Raw genomic sequence first — 23,799 nt, forward strand, 5'->3', positions numbered from 1 at the left:
AAGCGAACAAGCCCCGAGAAGTTTCCGATGTTGTCTAGGCCCACCGTCAAGCATCACCTGGGACCAGAACGTCAGCCATCACCTGGGACTAGACAGCACCCGATGACTGCGGGCACGGCCCCAATCGATCCGAAGGAGTCGAAGCCATGTCGAATCGATCCAGCTCCATCCTCGCAGAAGCCGTGTGTGCGGACTGTCTCGGAACCCTCTTCGTCCACGACGATGGTTCTGTGACTGGGACACCTGACACGCCCATCCCCTGTGACTGCACCGCTCCATGCCTCACCTGTGAAGGACAGGGACGTCTGTACGGACTGTGGGTGATCGACTCTGCCCTCGAGTGGTACGAGGAAGGCTGGCGCACTTGCTACACATGCAAGGGCGACGGTAACAAGCCGGGCCGGCAGGGGCGTCGCGAGGCTTAGTGCCTGCGGCCGCAAGCCGAACTATCAAGCATCTGGCACGGATGTGGCACGAGACGCTTAGCCCGGTCTAGACAACAACAAAGCCCCGGGCCGATGGCCTGGGGCTTTCGTATGGAGCGGGTGACGGGAATCGAACCCGCGCTCTGAGCTTGGGAAGCTCATGTTCTACCATTAAACTACACCCGCGTAGCGGACCGTTTGATCAGCCGCATCGTCGCACACTGTACCCCATCAGAGGCCCTCGGTGTATTTACCCCGAGGGTCTTCGTCGTGCGCGGGTGGCCGGATCCGACTGTGGGGCGGGGGTGGGAGGCGTAGCTTTGGGGCCGGAGTGCCGCGTGGAGTGGTGTCCTGTTCATCCCCTAATGTGGCTATCTCGTCCACGCTTGCTGGGGAAGGGACTTGATGGACTCGATGGACTCCATGGACTCCATGGACCGCGGCGACTCGCTGGAGCGCACCGCGGTCCGCTGTGCCGAAGGGCATGTCTTCACTACCTCGTCGTTCCCGATGCAGCAGCTCGGTGCCGGGCGGATCGGGCCGGGGCGGCTCATTCGGTGCCCACGGTGCGCGCGGCTGCGGCATGCCGTGCCGGTGGAGCCGGTGAAGCGATAGCGGTGAGATCGGTGTCCGCCGCATGATCGGCACGATCAGCGACCGAGATCAGTGAGATCAGTGAGATCAGTGAGATCAGTGAGATCGGTGGGATCAGCGGTAGCGGCATGATCGGCACGATCGGCAAGCCGTGTCGGCAAGCCGTGGGAGAGGCGCGCGGGATCCGCCCGATTGGGGCGAGCCCGCGCGCTCTGCGTATCCTCGGGGCGTGCTTCTCTCAGACAAGGACATCCGGGCCGAGATCGACGCCGGGCGGGTCCGTATCGACCCGTACGACGAATCGATGGTGCAGCCCTCGAGCATCGACGTGCGGCTCGACCGCTACTTCCGGGTGTTCGAGAACCACCGCTATCCGCACATCGACCCCGCCGTCGAGCAGGCGGACCTGACGCGGCTGGTCGAGCCGGAGGGGGACGAGGCGTTCATCCTGCACCCCGGCGAGTTCGTGCTCGCGTCGACGTACGAAGTGATCACGCTGCCGGACGATCTCGCCTCCCGGCTGGAGGGCAAGAGCTCCCTCGGGCGGCTCGGGCTGGTCACGCACTCGACCGCCGGGTTCATCGACCCCGGGTTCTCCGGCCATGTGACCCTGGAGCTGTCGAATCTGGCGACACTGCCGATCAAGCTGTGGCCGGGTATGAAGATCGGGCAGCTGTGCATGTTCCGGCTCACCTCGCCGGCGGAGCATTCGTACGGCTCCGAGAAGTACGGCTCCCGGTACCAGGGACAGCGGGGGCCGACGGCCTCCAGGTCGTTCGTGAATTTCCATCGGACGCAGGTGTGACGAGCCATGGGTGAAGCACGAGAGGACCTGACGTACGAGAAGTTCGGTGGCGCGATCCGCGAGCTCGCGCAGACCATCGCCGATGACGGGTACGAGCCGGACATCGTCCTCTCCATCGCCCGCGGCGGGGTGTTCGTGGCCGGCGGGCTGGCGTACGCGCTCGACTGCAAGAACATCCACCTGGTGAATGTGGAGTTCTACACCGGGGTCGGCACCACCTTGGAAATGCCCGTCATGCTCGCGCCGGTGCCCAACGCGATCGACTTCTCGGACAAGAAGGTGCTCATCGCCGACGACGTCGCCGACACCGGCAAGACGCTGAAGCTCGTGCACGACTTCTGCGTCGACCATGTCGCCGAGGTCCGCAGCGCCGTGATCTACGAGAAGTCGCACTCCCTCGTGAAGTGCGAGTACGTCTGGAAGCGCACCGACGAGTGGATCAACTTCCCCTGGAGCGTCCTGCCTCCCGTGCGTAAGCCGGGCGAGCCCATTACGCCTTCCAGGGAGGCGCTGTAGCCGCTGAGGCGGCGGTCGGTTCCGGCGAGCGCAGTGCTGAGCACAGGGTGTAGTCCTGTGAACCGTCCACGTACCCGGTCCGTGCCGGATGCCGGTCGCACGGCGAACGAAGCGTTCTAGGGCGCGTATCGAGTCGTGATCATCGGGTGGTCCTGGTGAGGTCTTTGATCCAGATCATCGAGGCGTGCAGGTGGAGACTGGCGAGGTAGCTGTCGGGAGTCTTGTCGTATCGGGTGTCTCACCGTCCCAGTTCCGGCCTCCTGGTGCGTCACGCTCTGGGGCGGGTGAGGCACGTGGAGCCGACGTGAGCCGACCGGTGCACTGATGTCCGGGCGGGGGCTCATGGGACATGGCCCGGCACCCGGCTCAGGTTCCGGGGAGGATACGGCGCGTTTCGTAGGCCCACATCGCGATCTCGACCCGGTTGCGGGCGCCGAGTTTGGCCATCAGGCTGGCCAGATGCGTCTTCACCGTGCTGAGGCTGATGTGCAGCGCATCGGCGATCTCGGTGTTGGTCAGCCCGCGAGCGACGGCGAGGAGCACCTGCTCCTCGCGAGCGGTGACGGGGGAGACCGGCTGGGCCACGGGCCGGCCGGCGGGCAGGTCCGCGAATGCCTGGAGCAGACGGACGGTGACGCTGGGCGCGATGAGCGCCTCACCGTCGGACGCCGACCGTACGGCCTGCGCCAGAAGGTCCGGTCCCGTGTCCTTGAGGAGGAATCCGCGGGCGCCGGCACGCAGTGAGCCGTAGACGTACTCGTCGAGGTCGAACGTGGTGATGACGACCACGGCCAGCGGGTCGGCGACGCCCGGGCCGGCGACCAGCCGGGTGGCCTCGAGCCCGTCGAGTACGGGCATGCGGATGTCGAACAGGCAGACGTCGGGGCGTAGTTCGCGGGCCAGACGTACCGCTTCCCGCCCGTCGGCGGCCTCGCCGACCACCTCGATGCCGGGCTGGGCGTTCAGCATGATCCGCAACCCGGTGCGGATGATCGTCTGGTCGTCAGCGACGAGGACGTGAATGGACACCGCTCTCGCTCCTCGCTCCCGGCAGTTCGGCTTCGACATGCCAGCCCCGGTCGGTACCCGGGCCGGCTCGTAGTGTGCCGCCCAGCAGGGTCGCGCGCTCGCGCAGTCCGGTAAGTCCGTATCCGTCGCGACCCCGGCCGGTGCGCCGGCCGTTGTCGCGCACGCTCACCCGTACCGTGTGCCGTTCCGCGGCGACCCGGACGACGAGCTCGGTCGCGTCGACCGCATGGCGCAGCGCGTTGGTCACCGACTCCTGCACGATCCGGTAGACGGCCGCGTCCACGGCCGGGGGCAGCGCGTCCAGTTCGCCGTCGAGCCCCAGGTCGACCCTGAGGCGACCACCCGGGGTGCGCACCAGGCGCTCCAGATCCGCGACTCCGGCAGGGGGCGCCAGCTCGGCGCCGACCCCGCGGTCGCGCAGCGTGGCGACCATGGCGCGCATTTCCTCCAGCGTGCGCGCCCCTTCCTCCTCGACCCCCTCCAGCGCCTCGACGGCGGCGGACGGGTCGGCGCCCGCGAGCACCCGGCCCGCCTGGGCGATGATCACCATGGCCGACACGTGGTGGGCCACCGTGTCGTGCAGTTCCCGGGCGAGCTGCTCGCGCTCGCGGGAGCGCACCTGGTCCAACTGCCGCTCGCGAGCGGTCACCCAGAACCGCACGGCAGCCCCGACCACGCCGGGCAGCAGCAGGAAGACGAAGCCCACGATCTTTTCGACGACCGGGGTCTCGTCCGTGACGACACACAGCGCGCCGACCGCGACGATCACCGCGCCGCCCAGCACGATCTCGCGTCCCGATCCCCACCGGGGCAGCGCGTACACCAGCACGAGCACGACCGCGCCGGTGTACAGGCCGACGGGCTCGCGCGGTGCGGCGACGAGCGAGGCCACCGGAAGCAGGATCACCGAGCCGAACGCCAGCGTCACCATCGCCAGCGGGCGGGTCCGGCGCCACAGGGGCAGCAGGCACAGCCATACGGCGAACACCACCGCCACCGGCCGCCACACGACGTTCTCGCGCAGGGTGGCCTCCAGCGCCACACCGGCAAGGCCCGCGGCGAGCAGCGCCCAGTCCCGCCGCACCCGGGCGGGCGCGTCGGGCGGCCGGGGTTCGGTCCACAGGGTTCGCAGGTCGTCTCGGAGCACGGTTCTCAGCCTATGGACCGCGGCGTGCCGCGCATCGGCCGAAAGGACGGGTCGTCACTCCGCCCCGGGGCCGACGGATCCGCGGCCCGCGGGCCGATGCCGCGGAGCGCCGTGGCGACGAGCCTCGGCATCGGCGGCCGTACAAGGACGGCCGACGAGGTGGTTGGAGGACCCGATGCTCTCGAAAGCCCTGTTGCGCCTGGGCGCAAGCGCCGCCCGCCATCCCTGGCGGGTGATCGCGGCATGGCTGATCGCCGCCACGCTCGCGGTCCTCGCCGCCGTCGCCTTCGGCGGGCGTACCGCGGACTCGATGACCGCTCCGGGACTGGACTCCCGACGGGCCGCGGAACTGATCGAGCGGGCAGGCACCGGCCAGGAGGGGATGACCGCCCAAGTGGTCGTCACCCCCCTCGACGACGGTGCGACGTTCTTCGACGACGACGGCGCGCGCACCGCTCTCACGCGGCTGCAGGCCGAGGTGAAGCGGCTGCCGCACGTGCTCGGCACGAGCGACCCGGCGGGGGCGCTCGACACGGGCGGCGACACCGCCGTGCGCGGCGGCCTCGTTTCGGCCGACGGGCGGATCGCGGTCGTCCGGGTGCAGTACCCCGACCAGAGCCGGCTGTCGGCCGAAGACCTCGACGCCCTCGTCGATCTCGGCGACCGGCTGCGCGCCGAGCTGCCGCTGCGCATCGAGATGGGCGGGAACCTCTTCTACGCCTTCTCCGACCCCGACGGCGGCGCGAGCGAGCTGATCGGCCTCCTCGCCGCGGCCGCGATCCTGTTCCTGGCGTTCGGTTCGCTCGTCGCCGCCGCGCTGCCGATCGGCATGGCGGTCTTCGGGCTGACCGTCGGGGTCGCCACGATGACGGTACTGGCGGGGGTGACAGAGGTCCCCACCTTCGCACCGGTCCTGGGCAGCATGGTCGGGCTCGGAGTGGGCATCGACTACGCGCTGTTCGTGCTCGCCAGGCACCGGGAGTACCTCGCGTGCGGGCTCGATCCGCAGGCGGCGGCCGGACGAGCGGTGGCAACGGCGGGGCGGCCGGTGGTCTTCGCCGGCGGCACCGTCGTCGTGTCGATCCTCGGCCTGGCGGTCGCGAACGTGCCGTTCATGACGGTGGGCGGGGTTGCCGTCTCGATCGTCGTCCTGACGATGGTGCTCGCGTCGGTGACGCTGCTGCCGGCCTTCCTCGGCGCGGCGGGCCCGCGCCTGGCCCGGGCCGGCCGGATCGGCCGGGCTCTGCAGACCAGGAAGCCGGGCCGACTCGCACGGCGGCGGGACACGGCGGCAGGCGCCGCCCACGCCGCCGGTTGGCGGCGCTGGATCGGGCACGTCAGCCGGCACCCGGTGCTGTACGCGGTCGGCGCGGCGGGGCTGCTGATGACCGCGACGCTGCCCGTGCTCGGCCTGCGGGTCGGCCTGCCCGACGACGGCTCACAGCCCCACAGCCGTACCGAGCGCCGCGCCTACGACCTCGTCGCCGAGGGGTTCGGCCCGGGCACCAACGGTCCCCTCGTCATCGCCGCGGACCCCGCCGGTGAACCGGGAGTGCTGGACCGACTCGTCGCAACGGTCGCGGCGGATCCGGGCATCGCATCCGTCGCGCCGACGCACATCGATCGGGCCACCGGCATCGCGACCCTCGTGGTGTTCCCGACCACCAGCCCTCAGGACAAGGCCACGGCCGACACCATCGCCCGGCTGCGCACCGACGTGCTGCCCACGGCGATCGGGCACGGCCCGGCCAGGGCCCACGTCGGTGGCGCCACCGCGAGCCTGTCCGATGTGGGCCAACGCACCAGCCAGCGCCTGCCGGTGTTCGTCGCCGCCGTGCTGGCGATGTCGTTCCTGCTGCTGATGCTGGTCTTCCGCTCGATACTCGTACCGCTCAAGGCGGTACTGCTGAACCTGCTGAGCATCGGCGCGGCCTACGGCATCATGGTCGCCGTCTTCCAGTGGGGCTGGGGAGGCGCACTCATCGGGCTGGAAGCGACAGTTCCGATCGTGTCGTTCATCCCGATGTTCCTCTTCGCCATCCTGTTCGGCCTGTCGATGGACTACGAGGTGTTCCTCCTCTCCCGTGTACGCGAGGAGTACCTGCGCACCGGCGACAACGGCACGGCGATCGTTGAGGGCGTCTCGCGCACCGCCCGGATCATCACCTCGGCCGCCCTCATCATGGTGGCGGTCTTCCTGTCCTTCGCCGTCGCCGAGGACCCCTCCACCAAGATGTTCGGGCTCGGCCTGGCCACCGCGATCTTCATCGACGCCACGGTCGTACGCATGGTGCTGGTACCGGCGACCATGACACTCCTCGGCCGGACCAACTGGTGGCTGCCGAAGTGGCTGGACCGGATGCTTCCCCGCGGCCCGGTCGGCACCGACGACACCGACGCGGAATCCACGGGTGAAGCCTCGCGTCCACGGCTGGTTGACCGTTGACTCAACTCCTGCCCGCCCTTGGCGTCCGGCACCTCAGCGCGTCACCTAGGGGCATATCGAGTCATGATCATCGGGTGGTCCTGGTGAGGTCCTTGATCCAGATCATCGAGGCGCGCAGGTGGAGACCGGCGAGGTAGCTGTCGGGAGTCTTGTCGTATCGGGTGGCGATGCCTCGCCATGCTTTGAGCTTGTTGATCAGGCGTTCGACGGTGTTCCGCTCCTTGTAGAGATCGGCGTCGTGGCTGACGGGTCGGCCACCTCTGGAGCCCTTCTTCTTCCGGTTGGCGGCCTGGTCCTTCTTCTCCGGGATGACCGCCTTGATACGGCGTTTGCGCAGGTGGGCGCGGTTTCCGCGGGACGAGTACGCCTTGTCCCCGGCGACCGCGTCCGGCCGGATGCGGGGTCGGCCGACGGGCCCGCGTACCCGTACCTTCTTCAGGACGGGGATGAACTGCGGGCTGTCCGCTGCCTGGCCTGTGGTCAGGATGAACGCCAGCGGGCGGCACCTGCGGTCGGCGGCGAGGTGGACCTTGCTGGTCTGCCCGCCTCTGGAACGTCCGAGGAGGGCGGCCTTCAGCCGGAGTTTCCGCCGACGCCGGATGCGTCGTCGTTCTTCCAACGCGGGATCTCTTTCGGTCTCTTGCCCGTTTTGCTCTTCGAGGCCGCCCCCTTTGACCTGGCCTTCTCCTCCTCGGCCGCGGCTTTCTCCAGGGCGGTGACGACGTCCTCGTCGAGGTGCATCCCGGCCGCGTCGTGGTGGGCTCGGGCGGTGATGGAGTCGATGCTGACCAGGGACAGGTCCACCTCACCCCGCTTCGCGGCTTCTGTGATCAGGCCCTCCAGCAGGGCCTCGAAGACGCCGGCGTCACGCCACTGCCGGAAGCGGTTGTGGACGGTCGACCAGGCGCCGAACTCCGTCGGCATCTCCCGCCACTGCCCGCCCGTCTTGCCAGATCACGCCCTCGAACTGCTGCCGCAGTCGCTCGGGGTACGGGCCGTACTCGCCGATCGGGCAGGTACGGCTCGATGAACTCCCCATCCGGATCGGTCAGTTGCACTCGCGTCACGTAAGACCGTCTATCGGACCGGACCGTGCCAAGAAGGCACATCCCGCAAATTGATCACGACTCGATACGCGCCCTAGCCGGGGGTCCCGTCGGCCGGGTGCCTGCCGCCGCTTCCGTCCCCGTTCTCGTTCTCGTTCTCCTTCTCCCGGCACCATGCGTGGTACGCGGCCACCGCCGTCGGCAGGGTGGGAAAGATCCGGTCCTCGCCCACGGACCGGATGAGCCCGTACGCGTCCAGTTCGTCGCGCAGGTCCTGTTTGACGCGGGCCATGGCGAACTCGATGCCGCGGCCGGTCAGTTCCCGTCGCAGTGCGTCCAGTGCGTCCAGCGCGGTGATGTCCACCTCCACGTTGGCCTCCGCGTTGAGGACGAACCACCTGACGGGGCCCTCCTGCTCGGCCACCTCGGCCACCTCGGCCAGGGCTCGGCGCCTGAAGTCCTCCGCGTTGGCGAAGAACAGCGGGGAGTCGTAGCGGTAGACCAGCAGTCCGGGGACGAGCCGCGCCTGCGGGTAGTCGTCCACGTCGTGCATGCCGGGCAGGCCGGGCACCAGCCCCTGGACGGCGTCGTGCGGTCGCGCCACCCTGCTCAGCAGCTCGACGACCGACAGGCCCACGGCCACGAGCACGCCGTAGAGGATGTCCAGGACGAGGACCCCCAGGAGACAGCCGAGGGCCAGCAGGAGTTCTCTGCGCCGGAAGGAGGCCAGCCGACGGAAGCCCGCCAGGTCGATCATCCGTACGGCGGCGTAGACGACCAGTGCGCCCAGTACGGCCGTGGGTGTGCTCTTGAGCAGTGGGCTGAGGAACAGGAGCACCGCCACTACGGCGGTGCCCGCGACGAGCGCGTACCCCTGGGTGTGTGCTCCGGCCGACTGGGCGAGCGCGGTCCGGCTGGCGCTGCTGCTCACCGGGAATCCCTGCAGCGTGCCGGCACCGAGGTTCGCGGCGCCCAGGGCGAGGAGCTCCTGGTTCGCGTCCAGGCGCGGCCCGCCGTCGTCGGTGGCGAAGGCACGCGCGGTGAGGATGAAGTCGGTGTAGCCGACGAGCAGGACACCGACCGCGGGCAGCAGCAACTGGGGCAGGTCGACCAGTGCCGGGAATTCCGGGCCCGGCAGCCCGGCCGGGATCTCCCCGATCACCGGGAGGCCGCGGTCCTCCAGGCCGAACGCCGCCACCACCGCCGTACCGAGGACGACGGCCAGCAGCGGACCGGGGACGGCGCGGGGAAGGCGGGCCGCCAGGAAGAGGAAGAGCAGGGCCGCGATGCTGAAGATCACCGTCGCCGCATGCGCCTCGCCCAGGTTCCCCAAGAAGGACAGCAGTTGTGGGAAGAAGCCGGAGCCCTCCGTCGGGACACCGGTGAGCTTGGTCAGCTGGTCGACGATCATGATCAGTGCGACGCCGGCGAGATAGCCGATCAGTATGGGCCGCGAGAGCAGATCGGCCACGAAGCCGAGCCGCGCGACCCACGCCACCAGGCACATCAGGCCGACCGCGACGCCGAGCGCCGATGCCAGGACGGCGTACCGCGCGGGATCACCCCCGGCGAGCGGCCCCACCACCGTGGCGGTCATCAGCGCGGTCGTCGATTCGGGACCGACCGACAGCAGCCGTGACGAGCCGAGAAAGGCGTAGAGCACGATGGCCGGCAGGATCGCCCACAGCCCCACGACCGGCGGCAGACCGGCGACGCTCGCGTACGCCATGACCTGCGGCACGAGATAGGCCGCGACGGTGACCCCGGCCACGAGGTCGCCGCGCAGCCAGTCACGCCGGTATCCCTTGAGGACGGCGAGGCCCGGCGCACGGGGCGGGGCAAAGCGACGGGTCACCCTGTGCCCCTCGTCCGGCGGGCGAGGAACTTGCCCAGTTCCCACAGCACCAGGAGCACGACGGCAGACAGCAGCGCCCAGCCGAACTGGCGAGCGTTGATCTCGGTCGTCCCCAGGATGCGGCGGAACCCGTCCATCTGGGTCACCGCCACCGCGAGCACGAACTGTCCCACCGCCACCCAGTTCATCTGCTTGCTGTCGAAGGTGGACGTCGTCAGCACCGAATCCGTCTCGCTGCGGCATTCGAAAGCAGCGACGATCAGACAGAGCGCGAAGGCCGTGAACGCGATCGACTGACCGACCCCGGCGCTGCCGAAGCGGGCCTCACCGAGCTTGATCAGTCCGAGCAGGACGATGGTGATCACCAGTCCGCCGAGCCCGACCGTGACCAGCACGGCCCGTGTGAGCACCGACTCGCCTCGCGGACGCGGCCTGCGTCGCATGAGCCCGGGGCTCTCCTGGTCGAAGCCGAGCGCGAAGCCGAAGGACGCGTTGACCACGAAGTGGATCCACAACACCTGCGGCGGGGTGAAGGGTTCCCCGGCGGCGATGTTGAAGACGGTGGCGCCGAGGAATGTCACCACGAAGGTGACCAGCAGAAGCAGCACGAACCGGACGTACTTGGTGAGGTTGTCGTAGATCTTCCGGCCCTGCAGCACGGCGTAGACGATCGTGGCGAAGTTGTCGTCGGACAGGATCATGCGTCCGGCGTTCTTCGCCACGTCCGTGCCGCTGCCCATGGCAATGCCGATGTCTGCGGCCTTGATGGCTGGCGCGTCATTGACGCCGTCCCCGGTCATCGCCACGACGTCGCCCTTGCGCTTGAGCGTCCTGGCGAGCAGCACCTTGTGCTCCGGCGCGACCCGCCCCACCACGCCGATGCCGTCGATGCGGGCGAGCTGTTCGTCCTCGGCCATGGCGGCGAAATCAGCGCCGAGGACGGCCTCGCCGGGGATGCCGAGCTGCCGGGCGATCGCCGCCCCGGTGGTGACGTCGTCCCCGGTCACCATGCGGACGCGGATGTGCGCCGCCTGGGCGCCGGCCACGGCGGCCTTGGACTCCTCACGGGGCGGATCGACCATGCCGACGAGGCTGGTCATCCGCAGATCGGTGACGTACGCGAGCAGGTCTCCGTCCGGATCGAAGCCTGCCGGGTCCAGATCACGGGTGGCCGCGGCCATCACCCGGCGCCCCTCGCCGCCCATGCGTTCGGTCTGTGCCTCGGCACGCCGGAGCAGTTCGGCGTCCCACGGGATGGTCTCGCCCGCCGCGAGTGCGGTGGTGGCCCGCGCCATCACCGCCGGGGCCGCGCCTTTGACGAAGCAGCGGACCACCTGACGCCTGGAGGCGTCGAGGGCCGAGTTGAAGGTGGCCATCAGCTTGTAGCCCGGGTCGAACGGCAGCGTGGCGAGCCGGGGAAGGCGTTCCCTGGTGGCGTCGATGTCCAGCCCGGCCTTGTGCGCGAGCACCAGCAGCGCGCCCTCGGTGGGATCGCCCACCACCTCGCCGTCGGCCAGCGTCGCGTCGCTGGCCACCACGTACGGCAGGATCGCGGCCTCGATGCCCGCGAAGGAGCCCGCGGCATGGTGGATCTTCCCCTCGAGCCCGTGGCCCGTGCCCGAGACGGTGTACCGGTCGGTGGGACTCACCACTTCGACGGCGGTCATCTGGTTCATCGTCAGGGTGCCGGTCTTGTCCGAGTTGATCGCCGACGTGAACGCCAGCGTCTCGACCGACGGCAGTTCCTTCACGATGGCGTTCCGTTTCGCCAGGTTGAGGCTGCCGACGGACAGGATCGCCTGGGTCACGGTCGGCAGGGCCTCGGGGATGGCGGCGATGGCCAGCGAGACCGCGCTGACGAACAGGACGTCCCAGGCCTGGCCCCGCTCGCGGCCCAGGGCGAACATCACGATCATGGTCAAGCCCGCCGCCCCCGTTATCCACAGCGTCAGGTTGTTGAGTTCCCTGGTGAGCGGCGGCTCCTCCTTCTCGGTGGCCGACAGCATTCCGGAGATCTTGCCCAGCTCGGTGCCGGCGCCGGTCGCGGTGACGACGAGAACGCCGCTGCCATGGGTGACCGGGGTGTTCATGAACGCCATGTCGGTCTGGTCACCGGGTGCCGGCCGGCCGCCGGGCAGGGTGCCGGCGTCCTTCGTGGCGGGAACGCTTTCGCCGGTGAGTGCCGACTCGTCGATCTGCAGGGCGCTGGCCTCGATGATGCGTCCGTCCGCCGGAACCTGGTCCCCGGCGGCAATGAGCACGATGTCGCCGACGACGAGCTGTTCGGCGGGGATCTCCGCCTCCGTGCCGTCCCTGCGCACCCGCGCCGTCGCCTTCATCATCGACTTCAGCGCGTTCATCGCGCTCTCGGCCTTGCCCTCCTGGCGCAGGCCCACGACCGCGTTCAACAGCGTCAGCGCGAACAGCAGGATCGCGGTGCTCCACTCCTTGATGAGCAGCGAGACGACCGCCGCGGCCATGAGGACGAGCTGCATGTAGCTGCGGTACTGAGTCAGGAACCGGCGCCAGGCCGGGGTCCGTTTCTCCTCGGGCAGTGCGTTCGGGCCGTGCGCGGCCAGGAGTTCGGCGGCCCGTGCCGTGGAGAGGCCGACCGCCGGATCCACGCCGAATGCCGCCACGACCTCCTCGGGAGAACGCGCGTACCAGCCGTCCTCCGGCGCTGTGGGCTGCTCTCCACCGGCGTCTGACTGCACCGTCATCGTCGTGCCTCCGATCCGGTCCGGCCGGTCCGGCCGGTCCGGCCGGTCCGGCCGGTCCGGCCGGTCCGACCGGTCCGACCGGGTCGACCGTCTCGACCAGGCCGACCTGGCCGAGCCGCGCTGCCGTCGGGTCTGCGCCGGTCCGCCGGCTGCGCCGGTCCGCAGGTCTGCGCCGATCCGCCGGTCCCCGCCGGTCCGCCGGGTCCTAGCCGCGCTTCTTCTTCGCCGGCCGACCGGCGCCGCGTGCGCGCGTGCCACCCGCCGGCATGTCTCTCCCGGCCTGGGCGGCCGCTGGATGCCGGGAGGCATACGGGTCGGCCGGGGCCCCTGCGGGGGCTTCCTCCTCCAGCTCCCGCTTGGTCGCGAGCAGATCCCTCCGGGCCTCCTCCCCGACCTCGGGGTACTGGGGATCGATGTCCATCAGGGTGTGCGCGAGCACCGCCGCCGCGCAGATCCGCGCGAACCACTTCCGGTCCGCCGGCACGACGTACCAGGGCGCCCACTTCGTACTGGTTGCCGACAGCATCTCGGAGAACGCGTGCTGGTAGTCGTCCCACCGGCGCCGCTCCCGGACGTCGGCCGCGGAGAACTTCCAGTTCTTCTCCGGCAGGTCGATCCGCTTCATGAAGCGGGTGCGCTGCTCCTCCTTGGAGAGGTTCAGGAAGATCTTCACCACCTTGAACCCGTTGTCCGTGAGGTAGCGCTCCCAGTCGTTGATCTCCCGGTAGCGGCGGTCCCATACGCCCGGCCCGCGCGCGTCGTCCGGCAGCTTCTGCCGGACGAGGTTCTCGGAGTGCACGCGCACCACGAGAACCTCCTCGTAGTGCGAGCGGTTGAAGATGGCGATCTCTCCGCGCGCGGGGAGCCGGCGGGCGTAACGCCACAGGTAGTCGTGGTCGAGCTCCTCGCTGGAGGGCACCTTGAAGCTGCTGACCCGCACGCCCTGGGGATTGACGCCGCTCATGACGTGGCGGATCGTCCCGTCCTTGCCCCCGGCGTCGAGCGCCTGGAGACAGAGCAGTACGCCGTACGTGTCCTGGGCGGCCAGCCGCTCCTGGTACTCGGCCAGCAGGGACACCCCGGTCTGCAGCAGCTCGACCGCGTCGCGCTTCTTCAGGTCCGCCTTGTAGCGGGGATCGAAGTCCCGGCCCAGGTTCACCTTCGAGCCCGGGTTCACCCGCAGTGGCCGGAGGAACTCCGCGATGTGTTCGGCTCGTTCGTCCGCCATCACCGATCAGCCCTTCTCTCCGGTCACGGTGAGCCCCGCGCGTCCCGGGCCCTCGCCACCGTCGCGGACGCGCGGCAGGCGGCGGCGCCGAGCGCCGTCCGGGCCCGGCGTTCGAACCAGGATCGGGACGCGGGCTCTGAAGTTGGAGTGGCCGCAGGCTCTGACCCCGGAGTGACGGAACGAGCCGTATGCGGTCCAGACCGTCGCCTCGACGGTGGCCGCGTCGGCCCACGGGCAGGCGGCTCTCAGCCGCGTATCGTCGGCCGTCATGGCCGCGCCGGCTCGGCATCCGGGGCTCCGTACGGGAATGTCACGGACTGCATGGCCCACGACCTCCAGACCCCGGAACCTCGGAGCACGCCATCGCCTGAGAGCCAGTCCGCCACGCCCATTCTCCGGCCGATGGGTCAAGATCGCCCCTGGGACTCTCGCGCCGGCGCTCAATGTGCGAGCGAGCGCTGGTGGGTGTGCGTCGTGCCCTCGAAAGCCCCGTGCGCGTGGAACACGCATGTGAAAAGGGCCCAGCCTTGCGGCGGGGCCCTTCCGTCGTTCTCCGGCTCAGATCGTGCCGAGCTTGATGATCGACAGCAGCGCGATCAGCTGGAGCGCCGACGCGCCCAGCGCCTTCGGCCACGGCAGGTCGTGCGACTTGCTCACCATCGACGTGAACAGCGCGCCCGCCGCCAGCCAGGTCAGCCAGCCCACCACCTGGACCAGCGAGTTCTCGCCGCCCAGGAAGAGGGCGAAGAGCAGCCGCGGGGCGTCCGTGAGGGACATGATCAGCATGGAGAGGCCGACGGTCGGCTGCCAGGCGCCGTCGCCGCCGAGCTGGCGGGCCAGGGTGTGGGTGACCGCGCCGAGGATCAGACTGCCGATGACGAAGGCCACGCCCGTGATGAGTACGGAGACGAGCGCGGTCGAGAACGGCGCGTTGATCGCCTCCTCGCGGGTCTGGTCGAAGCCGAAGATCGCGAGCAGGCCGTAGATGAACGTGACGACCAGCGCCGGACCCCAGACCGGGTAGTCCCGCATCTGCAGGAACGTGGGGCCCGGGCGCAGCACGATGCCGCTCAGCAGCTGCTTCCAGTGCAGGCGCGGGCCCGCGGGCGCGGGAGCGGTGCCGGCACGGTAGGTGGAGCCGCCGCCGTAGGGGTCCTCGTCGATGCTGAAGGCCTGGGTGTGACCGGGGTTGTTGGCGTACGGGTCACCGGGGCCAGGGCCGTACGGCGCGCCGCCCTGCGGTCCTTGGTGCTGAGGGTACGGGTCGCCGAAGTACTCCGGCTCGCCGTGGGGCTGTTGCTGCCCGCCGCCCGTCTGCGGCCACTGCTGCTGCGGTGGGTACGGGGGCGCGGCCTGGCCGCCTCCGTACTGGCCGTACTGTCCGTACGGCGGCGGAGGCGCTGCCTGCTGCGGTTGTTGTTGCGGGTGCGGGGTGCGGTTGTTGTCCCGGCCGCGTCCGATCCTGAATCCAGCCACGCATTCGAACGTACCCGTTCCCGCGTTGTCCGGTGTCCGGGGCCGGGGAAGACGGGGGCCTTTGCGGCCGACCTGTGACATCCCCTAGGGGAACCCTGGGGGGTCAGCCGGAGGCCGGCGCGAGGAAGATCGACGTGCTGAAGGTGATCAAGGGGTGGGTGCGGTCTCCGGACGCCGGGTAGACCGCGATGACGTCGGCGTTCTCGCCCCTGTGGGTACGTGTCACGACATCCGCGCGCTTGTCGCCGTCGAAGTCGGCGTAGCGGAGGAGCTCGGTGACGGCGGCGGCCTCGCCGGCCGGGAGCGGGGGTGCGGGCGGCAGGCTGACGGCCCGGAAGCGGTACGTACCGCCGGGGCGGCCGGGGCCGTCCGGGCCGCCCAGCAGCAGCTTGCCCCTGGCCGCCGTGCCGGGGGTGAGGGGGCGGGTGGAGTGGACGAGGTCGTCGTAGCCGTCGCCGTTCGGGTCGGCGTCGGGGGCGGGCGCGGCGAGTACGGGGCCGGCGCCCGGGACCGGGGGCTCGGCGGCGCGCGGGGCGCCGGCGCGGGTGAAGGGGCCGCGCAGATAGCTGACCTGGCCGCCGCTCGCGGTGACCGCCAGGTCCTCGGCGCCGTCGCCGTCGTAGTCGCCGCACACGGGGTGGTCGGGCCATTCGTTGCCGTACCGAGCCTGCTCGGGGATGCGGAGGACGACCGCCTTGCCGCCGAGGCCGGCCGGGCCGCCGAAGAGCAGCTGGAGGGGGACGGGCGGGCGCCCGACGCCGTTGTACGGGGGGTCCGTGGCCACGATCAGGTCGCTGAAGCCGTCCTTGTCGAGGTCGCAGGAGGTCGCGGCGTCGAAGGCGGAGGGGAGCGTGCCGGCGACGGGGGCGCCGTTCGCGCGGGCGGTGAGGAGGCGGCGTACCGAGGGGGTCGGGACGCCCTTGGCGGAGCCGTAGACGATGCCGATGCCCGCGTCGTCGTCGTGGCCCGCGCCCGGCGCCTTGACCAGATCGTCGAGGACGAGATCGCGGTGGCCGTCGCCGTTGAAGTCGTCCGGGACGCGGCTGCCGTCACCGTGCGGCACGGGGAGGGCCGGCGGGGCGGCCTTGCCCGCCAGGGAGGAGACGGCGGGAGCGGTCGTCGTCCGCCCGGCCCCGTGGTTCCCCTGAGGCCCGCAGCCCGCCAGCGGCGCCAGCACCAGCGCGCTTACAGCGACCAGCGCGAAGCTGCGTATTCGAGGCACCACCGCGGCACACACCCCATCCGTATCCATCGGTATCCCGGGAACCAGCCGCCTCATCATGCTCCTGCCAGGCGCATGGGCCAATGGTTGCGCGGTGCGTAATGGCCCACGTGCTCGTAGCTTCGTGCACGCGGAGCCGGCGATGACAGAACAGACAGGGTCGGAGACGACAGAGCGGGCGGGGCCGGTGATGGCAGAGCAGGCACGGCCGGTGACGACAGAACAGACAGGGCCGGATACGACAGAAGCGGCCGGTCCTGCCCCCGAGGCAGATCCGGCCGCTCACTGGTTTTCTACGAAGACGACTACTTCACGGGTTCCGGTTCCGGAGCCGGCTCGGCCTCCGTGTCACCGGACCCCGGGTCCACGGGGGTCCTGACCGAGTCGAGCAGGAGCTGCGCCACGTCCACGACCTGGAGCGACTCCTTCGCCTTGCCCTCGCCCTTCTTCCCGTTGACCGAGTCGGAGAGCATGACGAGGCAGAACGGGCAGGCGGTGGAGACGATGTCCGGGTTCAGGGACAGCGCCTCGTCCACGCGCTCGGTGTTGATGCGCTTGCCGATCCGCTCTTCCATCCACATCCGCGCACCACCGGCGCCGCAGCAGAAGCCGCGCTCCTTGTGGCGGTGCATCTCCTGCTGGCGCAGGCCCGGGACCTTGTCCATGATCTCGCGCGGCGGCGTGTAGACCTTGTTGTGGCGGCCCAGGTAGCAGGGGTCGTGGTACGTGATCAGGCCCTCGACCGGCGTCACCGGGACGAGGCGGCCCTCGTCGATGAGGTGCTGGAGCAGCTGGGTGTGGTGGATGACCTCGTACTCGCCGCCCAGCTGCGGGTACTCGTTCGCGATGGTGTTGAAGCAGTGCGGACAGGTCGCGACGATCTTCTTCGAAGCCTTCGGCTTCTTCGTCGACTCGTCCTCGTCGTCCTCGCCGAACGCCATGTTCAGCATCGCCACGTTCTCCTGGCCGAGCTGCTGGAACAGCGGCTCGTTGCCGAGGCGGCGGGCGGAGTCACCGGTGCACTTCTCGTCGCCGCCCATGATCGCGAACTTGACGTCCGCCATGTGCAGCAGCTCCGCGAAGGCCTTGGTGGTCTTCTTGGCGCGGTCCTCCAGGGCGCCCGCGCAGCCGACCCAGTAGAGGTAGTCGACCTCGGACAGGTCCTCGACGTCCTTGCCGACGACCGGGACCTCGAAGTCGACCTCCTTGGTCCACTCCAGGCGCTGCTTCTTGGCCAGGCCCCAGGGGTTGCCCTTCTTCTCCAGGTTCTTGAGCATCGTGCCCGCCTCGGACGGGAAGGAGCTCTCGATCATCACCTGGTAGCGGCGCATGTCGACGATGTGGTCGATGTGCTCGATGTCGACCGGGCACTGCTCCACGCAGGCACCGCAGGTGGTGCAGGACCACAGGACGTCCGGGTCGATGACGCCGTTCTCCTCGACCGTGCCGATCAGCGGGCGCTCGGCCTCGGCCAGAGCGGCAGCCGGGACGTCCTTCAGCTGCTCCTCGGACGCCTTCTCCTCGCCCTCCATCGTCTTGCCGCCGCCGGCCAGCAGGTACGGGGCCTTGGCGTGCGCGTGGTCGCGCAGCGACATGATGAGCAGCTTCGGGGAGAGCGGCTTCCCGGTGTTCCAGGCGGGGCACTGCGACTGGCAGCGGCCGCACTCCGTACACGTCGAGAAGTCGAGGATGCCCTTCCAGGAGAACTGCTCGACCTGGCTGACGCCGAAGACGTCGTCCTCGCCCGGGTCCTCGAAGTCGATCTCCTTGCCGCCGCTGGTCATCGGCTGGAGCGCGCCCAGAGCGGTGGAGCCGTCCGCGTTGCGCTTGAACCAGATGTTCGGGAAGCCGAGGAAGCGGTGCCAGGCCACACCCATGTTGGTGTTGAGCGAGACGGTGATCATCCAGATCAGCGACGTACCGATCTTGATCATCGCGACGAAGTAGACCAGCGTCTGGAGGGTCGGGACGCTCAGCCCCTTGAAGGCCAGGACCAGCGGGTACGACGCGAAGTACGCCGCCTCGTAGTGCTCCACGTGGTGGAGCGCGCCTTCCAGGCCGCGCAGTACGTAGATCGCCAGGCCGATGGTGAGGATGACGTACTCGACGAAGTACGCCTGCCAGGCCTTGGAGCCCGCGAACCGCGACTTGCGACCGGCGCGCGAGGGCAGGTTCAGCAGCCGGATCGCCATCAGCACGACGATGCCGACGACCGTCATCACGCCGATGAACTCTGTGTACATCTCGAACGGCAGGAAGCCGCCGATGATCGGCAGGGTCCAGTCGGCCTGGAAGAGCTGGCCGTACGCCTGTGCGAGCGTCGGGGGCAGCGTCAGGAAGCCGATGGCGACGAACCAGTGGGCGAAGCCCACGATCCCCCAGCGGTTCATCCGCGTGTGGCCGAGGAACTCCCTGACAAGGGTGATCGTGCGGGCCTTGGGGTTGTCGGTGCGGCTGCCCGCAGGCACGGGCTGACCGAGCTTGACGAACCGGTAGATCTGCGCGACGGCTCGGGCGATGAGCGCAACGCCGACCACGGTCAGGACCAGCGACACGATGATCGCGGCGAGTTGCATTGGGGGCTCCTCGGGCCTGCGAGGTGGGGAATCAGCACTTACTAAGCGGTAACTTATTCAGTCCGTGCTGAGACTACCCACTTATTCCGCCGCACTGTAGCCAGGCAAGCGGTGATCTGCGTCGCTCAGGTCACCCTGAGTGCGAGCCGGTCGCAGGGCTGGAATCGTACGCAGGAGAACGGCCAGATCCAGCCCGATCCAATAGTGCTCCACATAGTGCTGATCGAGCAGTTCGGACTCGTCCCACGGGAGCGTGGAATGCCGGCGGAGCTGTGCGGGGCCGGTCAGCCCCGGTTTGACGGTCTGCCGCCAGGGCCGTGCCGCGCGAGGGTCGTCGGGCGCCAGTGCCGCCGGGCCGACCAGGGACATCTCGCCCCGTACGACATGGGGCAGCCGGGACAGCAGATCCAGCCGGAGGCGACGGGTGCGCAGTGAGCGGACCGTGAACGGGTAGCCGTGCTGTCCGGTCTTGAGTTCCCGTACGAATACGCCGCCGGGCCGGCGCTTCAGTGCCGTCGAGCAGGCCGCCGCGGCCAGCAGGGGCGCGGCGAGCATCAGCAGGGCGGTGCCGAGGGTCAGATCGAGAAGGCGCTTGGGCTGCACGGCGTGCACGGCTCTCACCTGACCGTTCTGTCGTTCTCTGACGTTCTCTGTTGATGTATGCCGCGTCTGTGAACTTTTCGCATGCTTTGTAGAACGATGGCATGGTGGGGGCGGAGGAGAGCGCAGGCCGCGCCGGACAGGTGTCTCTTGGGCGGCGCACCATAGTTGAGTCGCCTCGACTCAGGTCTGTTGACTCGATGGGATCCGTGATGCATCCTTGAGCGTGTCCCGCTCAGGTTTATCCCCGGAAGACCGGGTGGGGGCGCCTCAGCCGCAATGTTTTTCCGGCTGGGATCCGGGTGGCCCGCGGCGAAGTCGCCGATGTCACGGTCCCCGGGAAGTGCAGTACTCAAGTCCAGCCCACTGGAGGAATCGAAATGGCACGTGCGGTCGGCATCGACCTGGGCACGACTAACTCCGTCGTCAGCGTTCTGGAGGGCGGTGAGCCCACCGTCATCACCAACGCCGAGGGCGCCAGGACCACGCCGTCCGTCGTCGCCTTCGCCAAGAACGGTGAGGTGCTCGTCGGAGAGGTCGCGAAGCGTCAGGCGGTCACCAACGTGGACCGGACCATCCGGTCCGTGAAGCGTCACATGGGTACGGACTGGAAGATCGAGCTGGACGGGAAGAACTTCAACCCGCAGCAGATCTCCGCGTTCATCCTGCAGAAGCTGAAGCGGGACGCCGAGTCGTACCTGGGCGAGAAGGTCACGGACGCGGTCATCACCGTCCCGGCGTACTTCAACGACTCCGAGCGTCAGGCCACCAAGGAGGCCGGCGAGATCGCGGGCCTCAACGTCCTGCGCATCGTCAACGAGCCGACGGCCGCCGCCCTGGCCTACGGCCTCGACAAGGACGACCAGACCATCCTCGTCTTCGACCTCGGTGGCGGTACCTTCGACGTCTCGCTGCTGGAGATCGGCGACGGTGTCGTCGAGGTGAAGGCCACCAACGGTGACAACCACCTCGGTGGTGACGACTGGGACCAGCGCGTCGTCGACTACCTGGTGAAGCAGTTCGCCAACGGTCACGGGGTCGACCTGTCCAAGGACAAGATGGCTCTCCAGCGTCTCCGCGAGGCTGCGGAGAAGGCGAAGATCGAGCTGTCGTCCTCGACCGAGACGACGATCAACCTGCCCTACATCACGGCGTCCGCCGAGGGCCCGCTGCACCTGGACGAGAAGCTCACGCGCGCCCAGTTCCAGCAGCTGACCGCCGACCTGCTGGAGCGCTGCAAGACGCCGTTCCACAACGTCATCAAGGACGCGGGCATCCAGCTCTCCGAGATCGACCACGTCGTTCTCGTCGGTGGTTCGACCCGTATGCCGGCCGTCGCCGAGCTCGTCAAGGAGCTGACCGGCGGCAAGGAGGCCAACAAGGGTGTGAACCCGGACGAGGTCGTCGCCATCGGCGCCACCCTCCAGGCCGGTGTCCTCAAGGGTGAGGTCAAGGACGTCCTGCTCCTCGACGTGACCCCGCTGTCCCTCGGTATCGAGACCAAGGGCGGCATCATGACCAAGCTCATCGAGCGCAACACCACGATCCCGACCAAGCGGTCCGAGATCTTCACGACGGCCGAGGACAACCAGCCGTCCGTGCAGATCCAGGTCTACCAGGGCGAGCGCGAGATCGCGGCGTACAACAAGAAGCTCGGCATGTTCGAGCTGACCGGCCTTCCGCCGGCCCCGCGCGGCGTCCCGCAGATCGAGGTCTCCTTCGACATCGACGCCAACGGCATCATGCACGTGACCGCGAAGGACCTGGGCACGGGCAAGGAGCAGAAGATGACCGTCACCGGCGGCTCTTCGCTCGCCAAGGACGAGGTCGACCGGATGCGCCAGGAGGCCGAGCAGTATGCGGAGGAGGACCACCGCCGCCGCGAGGCCGCCGAGACCCGCAACCAGGCCGAGCAGCTCGTCTACCAGACCGAGAAGTTCCTCAAGGACAACGAGGACAAGGTCCCGGGCGACGTCAAGACCGAGGTCGAGACGGCGGTGACCGAGCTCAAGGAGAAGCTGAAGGGCGAGGACACCGCGGAGATCCGTACCGCCACCGAGAAGGTCGCGGCCGTCTCCCAGAAGCTCGGCCAGGCCATGTACGCCGACGCGCAGGCCCAGCAGGCCGCGGGCGGCGGTGACGCACCGGGCGCCGGTGCCGGCGCGCAGGCCGAGGACGATGTCGTCGACGCCGAGATCGTCGACGACGAGAAGCCGAAGGGCGGCGCTGCCTGATGACGGAGGAGACCCCGGGCTTCGAGGAGAAGCCCGACGTCCCCTCCGGCGCCACTCCCGACGAAGCGGCGCAGGCCGCCTCCCCCTCCGTCGAGGAGGGGGCGGCCCCGGCCGGGGACGCAGCACAGACCGCAGCTCAGGCAGGCCTGACGGCCCAGCTGGACCAGGTCCGTACCGCGCTCAACGAGCGCACGATGGACCTCCAGCGGCTCCAGGCCGAGTACCAGAACTACCGTCGCCGCGTGGAGCGGGACCGGATCACGGTCAAGGAGATCGCCGTCGCGCAGCTCCTGACCGAGCTCCTGCCCGTCCTCGACGACATCGGCCGCGCCCGGGAGCACGGCGAACTGGTGGGCGGCTTCAAGTCGGTGGCCGAATCGCTGGAGACGGTCGCCGCCAAGATGGGCCTGCAGCAGTTCGGCAAGGAGGGCGAGCCCTTCGACCCGACGATCCACGAAGCCCTGATGCACTCGTACGCGCCGGACGTCACCGAGACGACCTGCGTCGCGATCCTGCAGCCGGGGTACCGGATCGGCGAGCGGACCATCCGCCCCGCCCGCGTCGCGGTGGCCGAGCCCCAGCCCGGGGCCCAGCCGAAGGACCAGGCGGAGCAGGCACCGGACGAGGAGAGCGGTGGCCCGGACGAGGGCTGACGCAGTGACCGACGCAGTGACGTACCGGAAGGAGGGACGTCGATGAGCACGAAGGACTTCGTCGAGAAGGACTACTACAAGGTCCTCGGCGTCCCCAAGGACGCCACCGACGCGGAGATCAAGAAGGCGTACCGGAAGCTCGCCCGCGAGAACCACCCGGACGCCAACAAGGGCGACGCCAAGGCCGAGGAGCGCTTCAAGGAGATCTCCGAGGCCAACGACGTGCTCGGCGACCCCAAGCGGCGCAAGGAGTACGACGAGGCGCGGTCCCTCTTCGGCAACGGTGGCTTCCGGGCCGGGCCCGGCGCCGGCGGCAGCTTCAACTTCGACCTGGGTGACCTCTTCGGGGGCACCCAGGGCGGAGGGGGCGGTGCCGGAGGTGCCGGCGGCTTCGGCGGCGGACTCGGGGATGTCTTCGGCGGGCTGTTCAACCGCGGTGCCGGTACCGGTACGCGTACGCAGCCGCGCCGTGGCCAGGACATCGAGTCCGAGGTGACGCTCAGCTTCACCGAGGCCGTCGACGGGGCCACGGTCCCGCTCCGGATGTCCAGTCAGCAGCCCTGCAAGGCCTGTTCGGGCACCGGCGACAAGAACGGCACACCGCGCGTGTGCCCGACCTGTGTCGGCACCGGCCAGGTCTCGCGCGGCGGCAGCGGCTCGTTCTCGCTGACCGACCCGTGCGTGGACTGCAAGGGCCGCGGGCTCATCGCCCAGGACCCCTGCGAGGTCTGCCACGGCAGCGGCCGTGCCAAGTCGTCCCGGACCATGCAGGTCCGCATCCCCGCGGGGGTGAGTGACGGCCAGCGGATCCGGCTGCGCGGCAAGGGCGCCCCGGGCGAGCGCGGCGGACCGGCCGGCGATCTCTACGTCGTGGTCCATGTCGACTCCCACCCGGTCTTCGGCCGCAGGGACGACAACCTCACCGTGACCGTGCCGGTCTCCTTCGCGGAGGCGGCGCTCGGCGGCGAGGTGAAGGTCCCGACGCTCGGCGGCCCTCCGGTCACGCTGAAACTGCCCGCCGGTACGCCGAACGGCCGTACGATGCGGGCCCGTGGCAAGGGTGCGGTCCGCAAGGACGGCACCCGCGGCGATCTGCTCATCACCGTGGAGGTGGCGGTGCCGAAGGAGCTCGGAGACGAGGCCCGTGAGGCGCTGGAGGCCTACCGCAAGGTGACTGAGGGCGAGGATCCGCGGGCAGAACTGTTCCAGGCTGCGAAGGGAGCATGA

Annotated in this window: 17 protein-coding genes, 1 tRNA gene and 1 pseudogene; 7 read left to right on the forward strand and 12 right to left on the reverse strand. The window is 69.5% G+C overall.

The features are described from left to right. Positions 1-537: 537 nt before the first annotated feature. Positions 538-611 (reverse strand) — tRNA-Gly (locus AC0699_RS21280). 219 nt (positions 612-830) lie between these two features. On the opposite strand from AC0699_RS21280, the gene AC0699_RS21285 reads away from it, so the two are divergent. The 3 genes from AC0699_RS21285 to AC0699_RS21295 all read left to right on the forward strand — a co-directional run bounded on the left by AC0699_RS21285 (position 831) and on the right by AC0699_RS21295 (position 2,340). Then, the gene (locus AC0699_RS21285; protein ID WP_478662443.1) at positions 831-1,040 is read left to right on the forward strand and encodes a hypothetical protein; all 210 of its coding nucleotides are present in this window, start codon (positions 831-833) and stop codon (positions 1,038-1,040) included. 208 nt (positions 1,041-1,248) lie between these two features. Continuing rightward, positions 1,249-1,824 carry a dCTP deaminase gene (gene dcd, locus AC0699_RS21290; protein WP_453667923.1) on the forward strand — a complete coding sequence of 192 codons (576 nt, stop codon included), beginning with the start codon at positions 1,249-1,251 and terminating at the stop codon, positions 1,822-1,824. A gap of 6 nt (positions 1,825-1,830) precedes the next feature. Next, complete coding sequence (locus AC0699_RS21295) at positions 1,831-2,340, forward strand: phosphoribosyltransferase (protein ID WP_478662446.1); 510 nt, start codon at positions 1,831-1,833, stop codon at positions 2,338-2,340. Positions 2,341-2,706: 366 nt separating this feature from the next. Here AC0699_RS21295 and AC0699_RS21300 read toward each other — a convergent pair whose 3' ends face one another. After that, complete coding sequence (locus AC0699_RS21300; protein WP_389372309.1) at positions 2,707-3,369, reverse strand: response regulator; 663 nt, start codon at positions 3,367-3,369, stop codon at positions 2,707-2,709. After that, positions 3,344-4,516, reverse strand: a complete 1,173-nt coding sequence (locus tag AC0699_RS21305) for a sensor histidine kinase (protein ID WP_478662452.1) — start codon at positions 4,514-4,516, stop codon at positions 3,344-3,346. Before AC0699_RS21305 ends, AC0699_RS21300 begins: the two co-directional genes overlap by 26 nt. 175 nt (positions 4,517-4,691) lie before the next feature. On the opposite strand from AC0699_RS21305, the gene AC0699_RS21310 reads away from it, so the two are divergent. Then, positions 4,692-6,962 (forward strand): MMPL family transporter, encoded by a 2,271-nt coding sequence (locus AC0699_RS21310; protein WP_478662454.1) that lies wholly within the window; start codon positions 4,692-4,694, stop codon positions 6,960-6,962. A 67-nt stretch (positions 6,963-7,029) separates the two neighbouring features. Here the strand turns inward: AC0699_RS21310 and AC0699_RS21315 are convergent. The 9 genes and pseudogenes from AC0699_RS21315 to AC0699_RS21355 all read right to left on the reverse strand — a co-directional run bounded on the left by AC0699_RS21315 (position 7,030) and on the right by AC0699_RS21355 (position 19,697). Further along, positions 7,030-8,029 (reverse strand): annotated as a pseudogene (locus tag AC0699_RS21315) (IS5 family transposase). Between the two features lie 73 nt (positions 8,030-8,102). Beyond that, positions 8,103-9,863, reverse strand: a complete 1,761-nt coding sequence (locus AC0699_RS21320; protein WP_478662457.1) for a SulP family inorganic anion transporter — start codon at positions 9,861-9,863, stop codon at positions 8,103-8,105. Further along, positions 9,860-12,583, reverse strand: coding sequence for a cation-translocating P-type ATPase (locus AC0699_RS21325; protein ID WP_478662459.1), 2,724 nt, complete (start codon positions 12,581-12,583; stop codon positions 9,860-9,862). Before AC0699_RS21325 ends, AC0699_RS21320 begins: the two co-directional genes overlap by 4 nt. A gap of 205 nt (positions 12,584-12,788) precedes the next feature. Further along, positions 12,789-13,811 carry a polyphosphate kinase 2 family protein gene (locus tag AC0699_RS21330; RefSeq protein ID WP_478662461.1) on the reverse strand — a complete coding sequence of 341 codons (1,023 nt, stop codon included), beginning with the start codon at positions 13,809-13,811 and terminating at the stop codon, positions 12,789-12,791. 6 nt (positions 13,812-13,817) lie between these two features. Beyond that, positions 13,818-14,081 (reverse strand): hypothetical protein, encoded by a 264-nt coding sequence (locus AC0699_RS21335; protein ID WP_478662464.1) that lies wholly within the window; start codon positions 14,079-14,081, stop codon positions 13,818-13,820. Between the two features lie 288 nt (positions 14,082-14,369). After that, the gene (locus AC0699_RS21340; RefSeq protein ID WP_478662467.1) at positions 14,370-15,287 is read right to left on the reverse strand and encodes a Yip1 family protein; all 918 of its coding nucleotides are present in this window, start codon (positions 15,285-15,287) and stop codon (positions 14,370-14,372) included. A gap of 103 nt (positions 15,288-15,390) precedes the next feature. Further along, a complete protein-coding gene (locus AC0699_RS21345) occupies positions 15,391-16,539 on the reverse strand; it encodes an FG-GAP repeat domain-containing protein (RefSeq protein WP_478662469.1) in 1,149 nt (382 codons plus the stop codon). Positions 16,540-16,814: 275 nt separating this feature from the next. Continuing rightward, a complete protein-coding gene (locus tag AC0699_RS21350; RefSeq protein WP_478662472.1) occupies positions 16,815-19,085 on the reverse strand; it encodes a (Fe-S)-binding protein in 2,271 nt (756 codons plus the stop codon). 81 nt (positions 19,086-19,166) lie between these two features. Next, entirely contained in the window at positions 19,167-19,697 is a 531-nt protein-coding gene (locus tag AC0699_RS21355) for a sugar transferase (protein WP_478662475.1), read from the reverse strand. 368 nt (positions 19,698-20,065) lie between these two features. Between AC0699_RS21355 and dnaK the strand changes: the two genes are divergently transcribed. From dnaK to dnaJ, 3 genes are read left to right on the forward strand one after another with little or no spacing between them, the layout of a single operon-like run. Continuing rightward, a complete protein-coding gene (dnaK, locus tag AC0699_RS21360; RefSeq protein WP_478662478.1) occupies positions 20,066-21,919 on the forward strand; it encodes a molecular chaperone DnaK in 1,854 nt (617 codons plus the stop codon). Further along, positions 21,919-22,572 (forward strand): nucleotide exchange factor GrpE, encoded by a 654-nt coding sequence (grpE, locus tag AC0699_RS21365; RefSeq protein WP_469770876.1) that lies wholly within the window; start codon positions 21,919-21,921, stop codon positions 22,570-22,572. The genes dnaK and grpE overlap by 1 nt, the downstream gene beginning before the upstream one ends. Positions 22,573-22,614: 42 nt before the next feature. After that, positions 22,615-23,799, forward strand: coding sequence for a molecular chaperone DnaJ (gene dnaJ, locus AC0699_RS21370; RefSeq protein WP_478662480.1), 1,185 nt, complete (start codon positions 22,615-22,617; stop codon positions 23,797-23,799).

The organism is Streptomyces sp. NPDC043870 (genome assembly GCF_056435785.1).

Coding starts and splice junctions, on each gene's coding strand:
- AC0699_RS21285 (WP_478662443.1), top strand. CDS start 831: ATGGACTCGATGGACTCCATGGACTCCATGGACCGCGGCGACTCGCTG.
- AC0699_RS21295 (WP_478662446.1), top strand. CDS start 1,831: ATGGGTGAAGCACGAGAGGACCTGACGTACGAGAAGTTCGGTGGCGCG.
- AC0699_RS21310 (WP_478662454.1), top strand. CDS start 4,692: ATGCTCTCGAAAGCCCTGTTGCGCCTGGGCGCAAGCGCCGCCCGCCAT.
- AC0699_RS21325 (WP_478662459.1), bottom strand. CDS start 12,583: ATGACGGTGCAGTCAGACGCCGGTGGAGAGCAGCCCACAGCGCCGGAG.
- AC0699_RS21330 (WP_478662461.1), bottom strand. CDS start 13,811: ATGGCGGACGAACGAGCCGAACACATCGCGGAGTTCCTCCGGCCACTG.
- AC0699_RS21335 (WP_478662464.1), bottom strand. CDS start 14,081: ATGACGGCCGACGATACGCGGCTGAGAGCCGCCTGCCCGTGGGCCGAC.
- AC0699_RS21345 (WP_478662469.1), bottom strand. CDS start 16,539: ATGGATACGGATGGGGTGTGTGCCGCGGTGGTGCCTCGAATACGCAGC.
- AC0699_RS21350 (WP_478662472.1), bottom strand. CDS start 19,085: ATGCAACTCGCCGCGATCATCGTGTCGCTGGTCCTGACCGTGGTCGGC.
- dnaK (WP_478662478.1), top strand. CDS start 20,066: ATGGCACGTGCGGTCGGCATCGACCTGGGCACGACTAACTCCGTCGTC.
- grpE (WP_469770876.1), top strand. CDS start 21,919: ATGACGGAGGAGACCCCGGGCTTCGAGGAGAAGCCCGACGTCCCCTCC.
- dnaJ (WP_478662480.1), top strand. CDS start 22,615: ATGAGCACGAAGGACTTCGTCGAGAAGGACTACTACAAGGTCCTCGGC.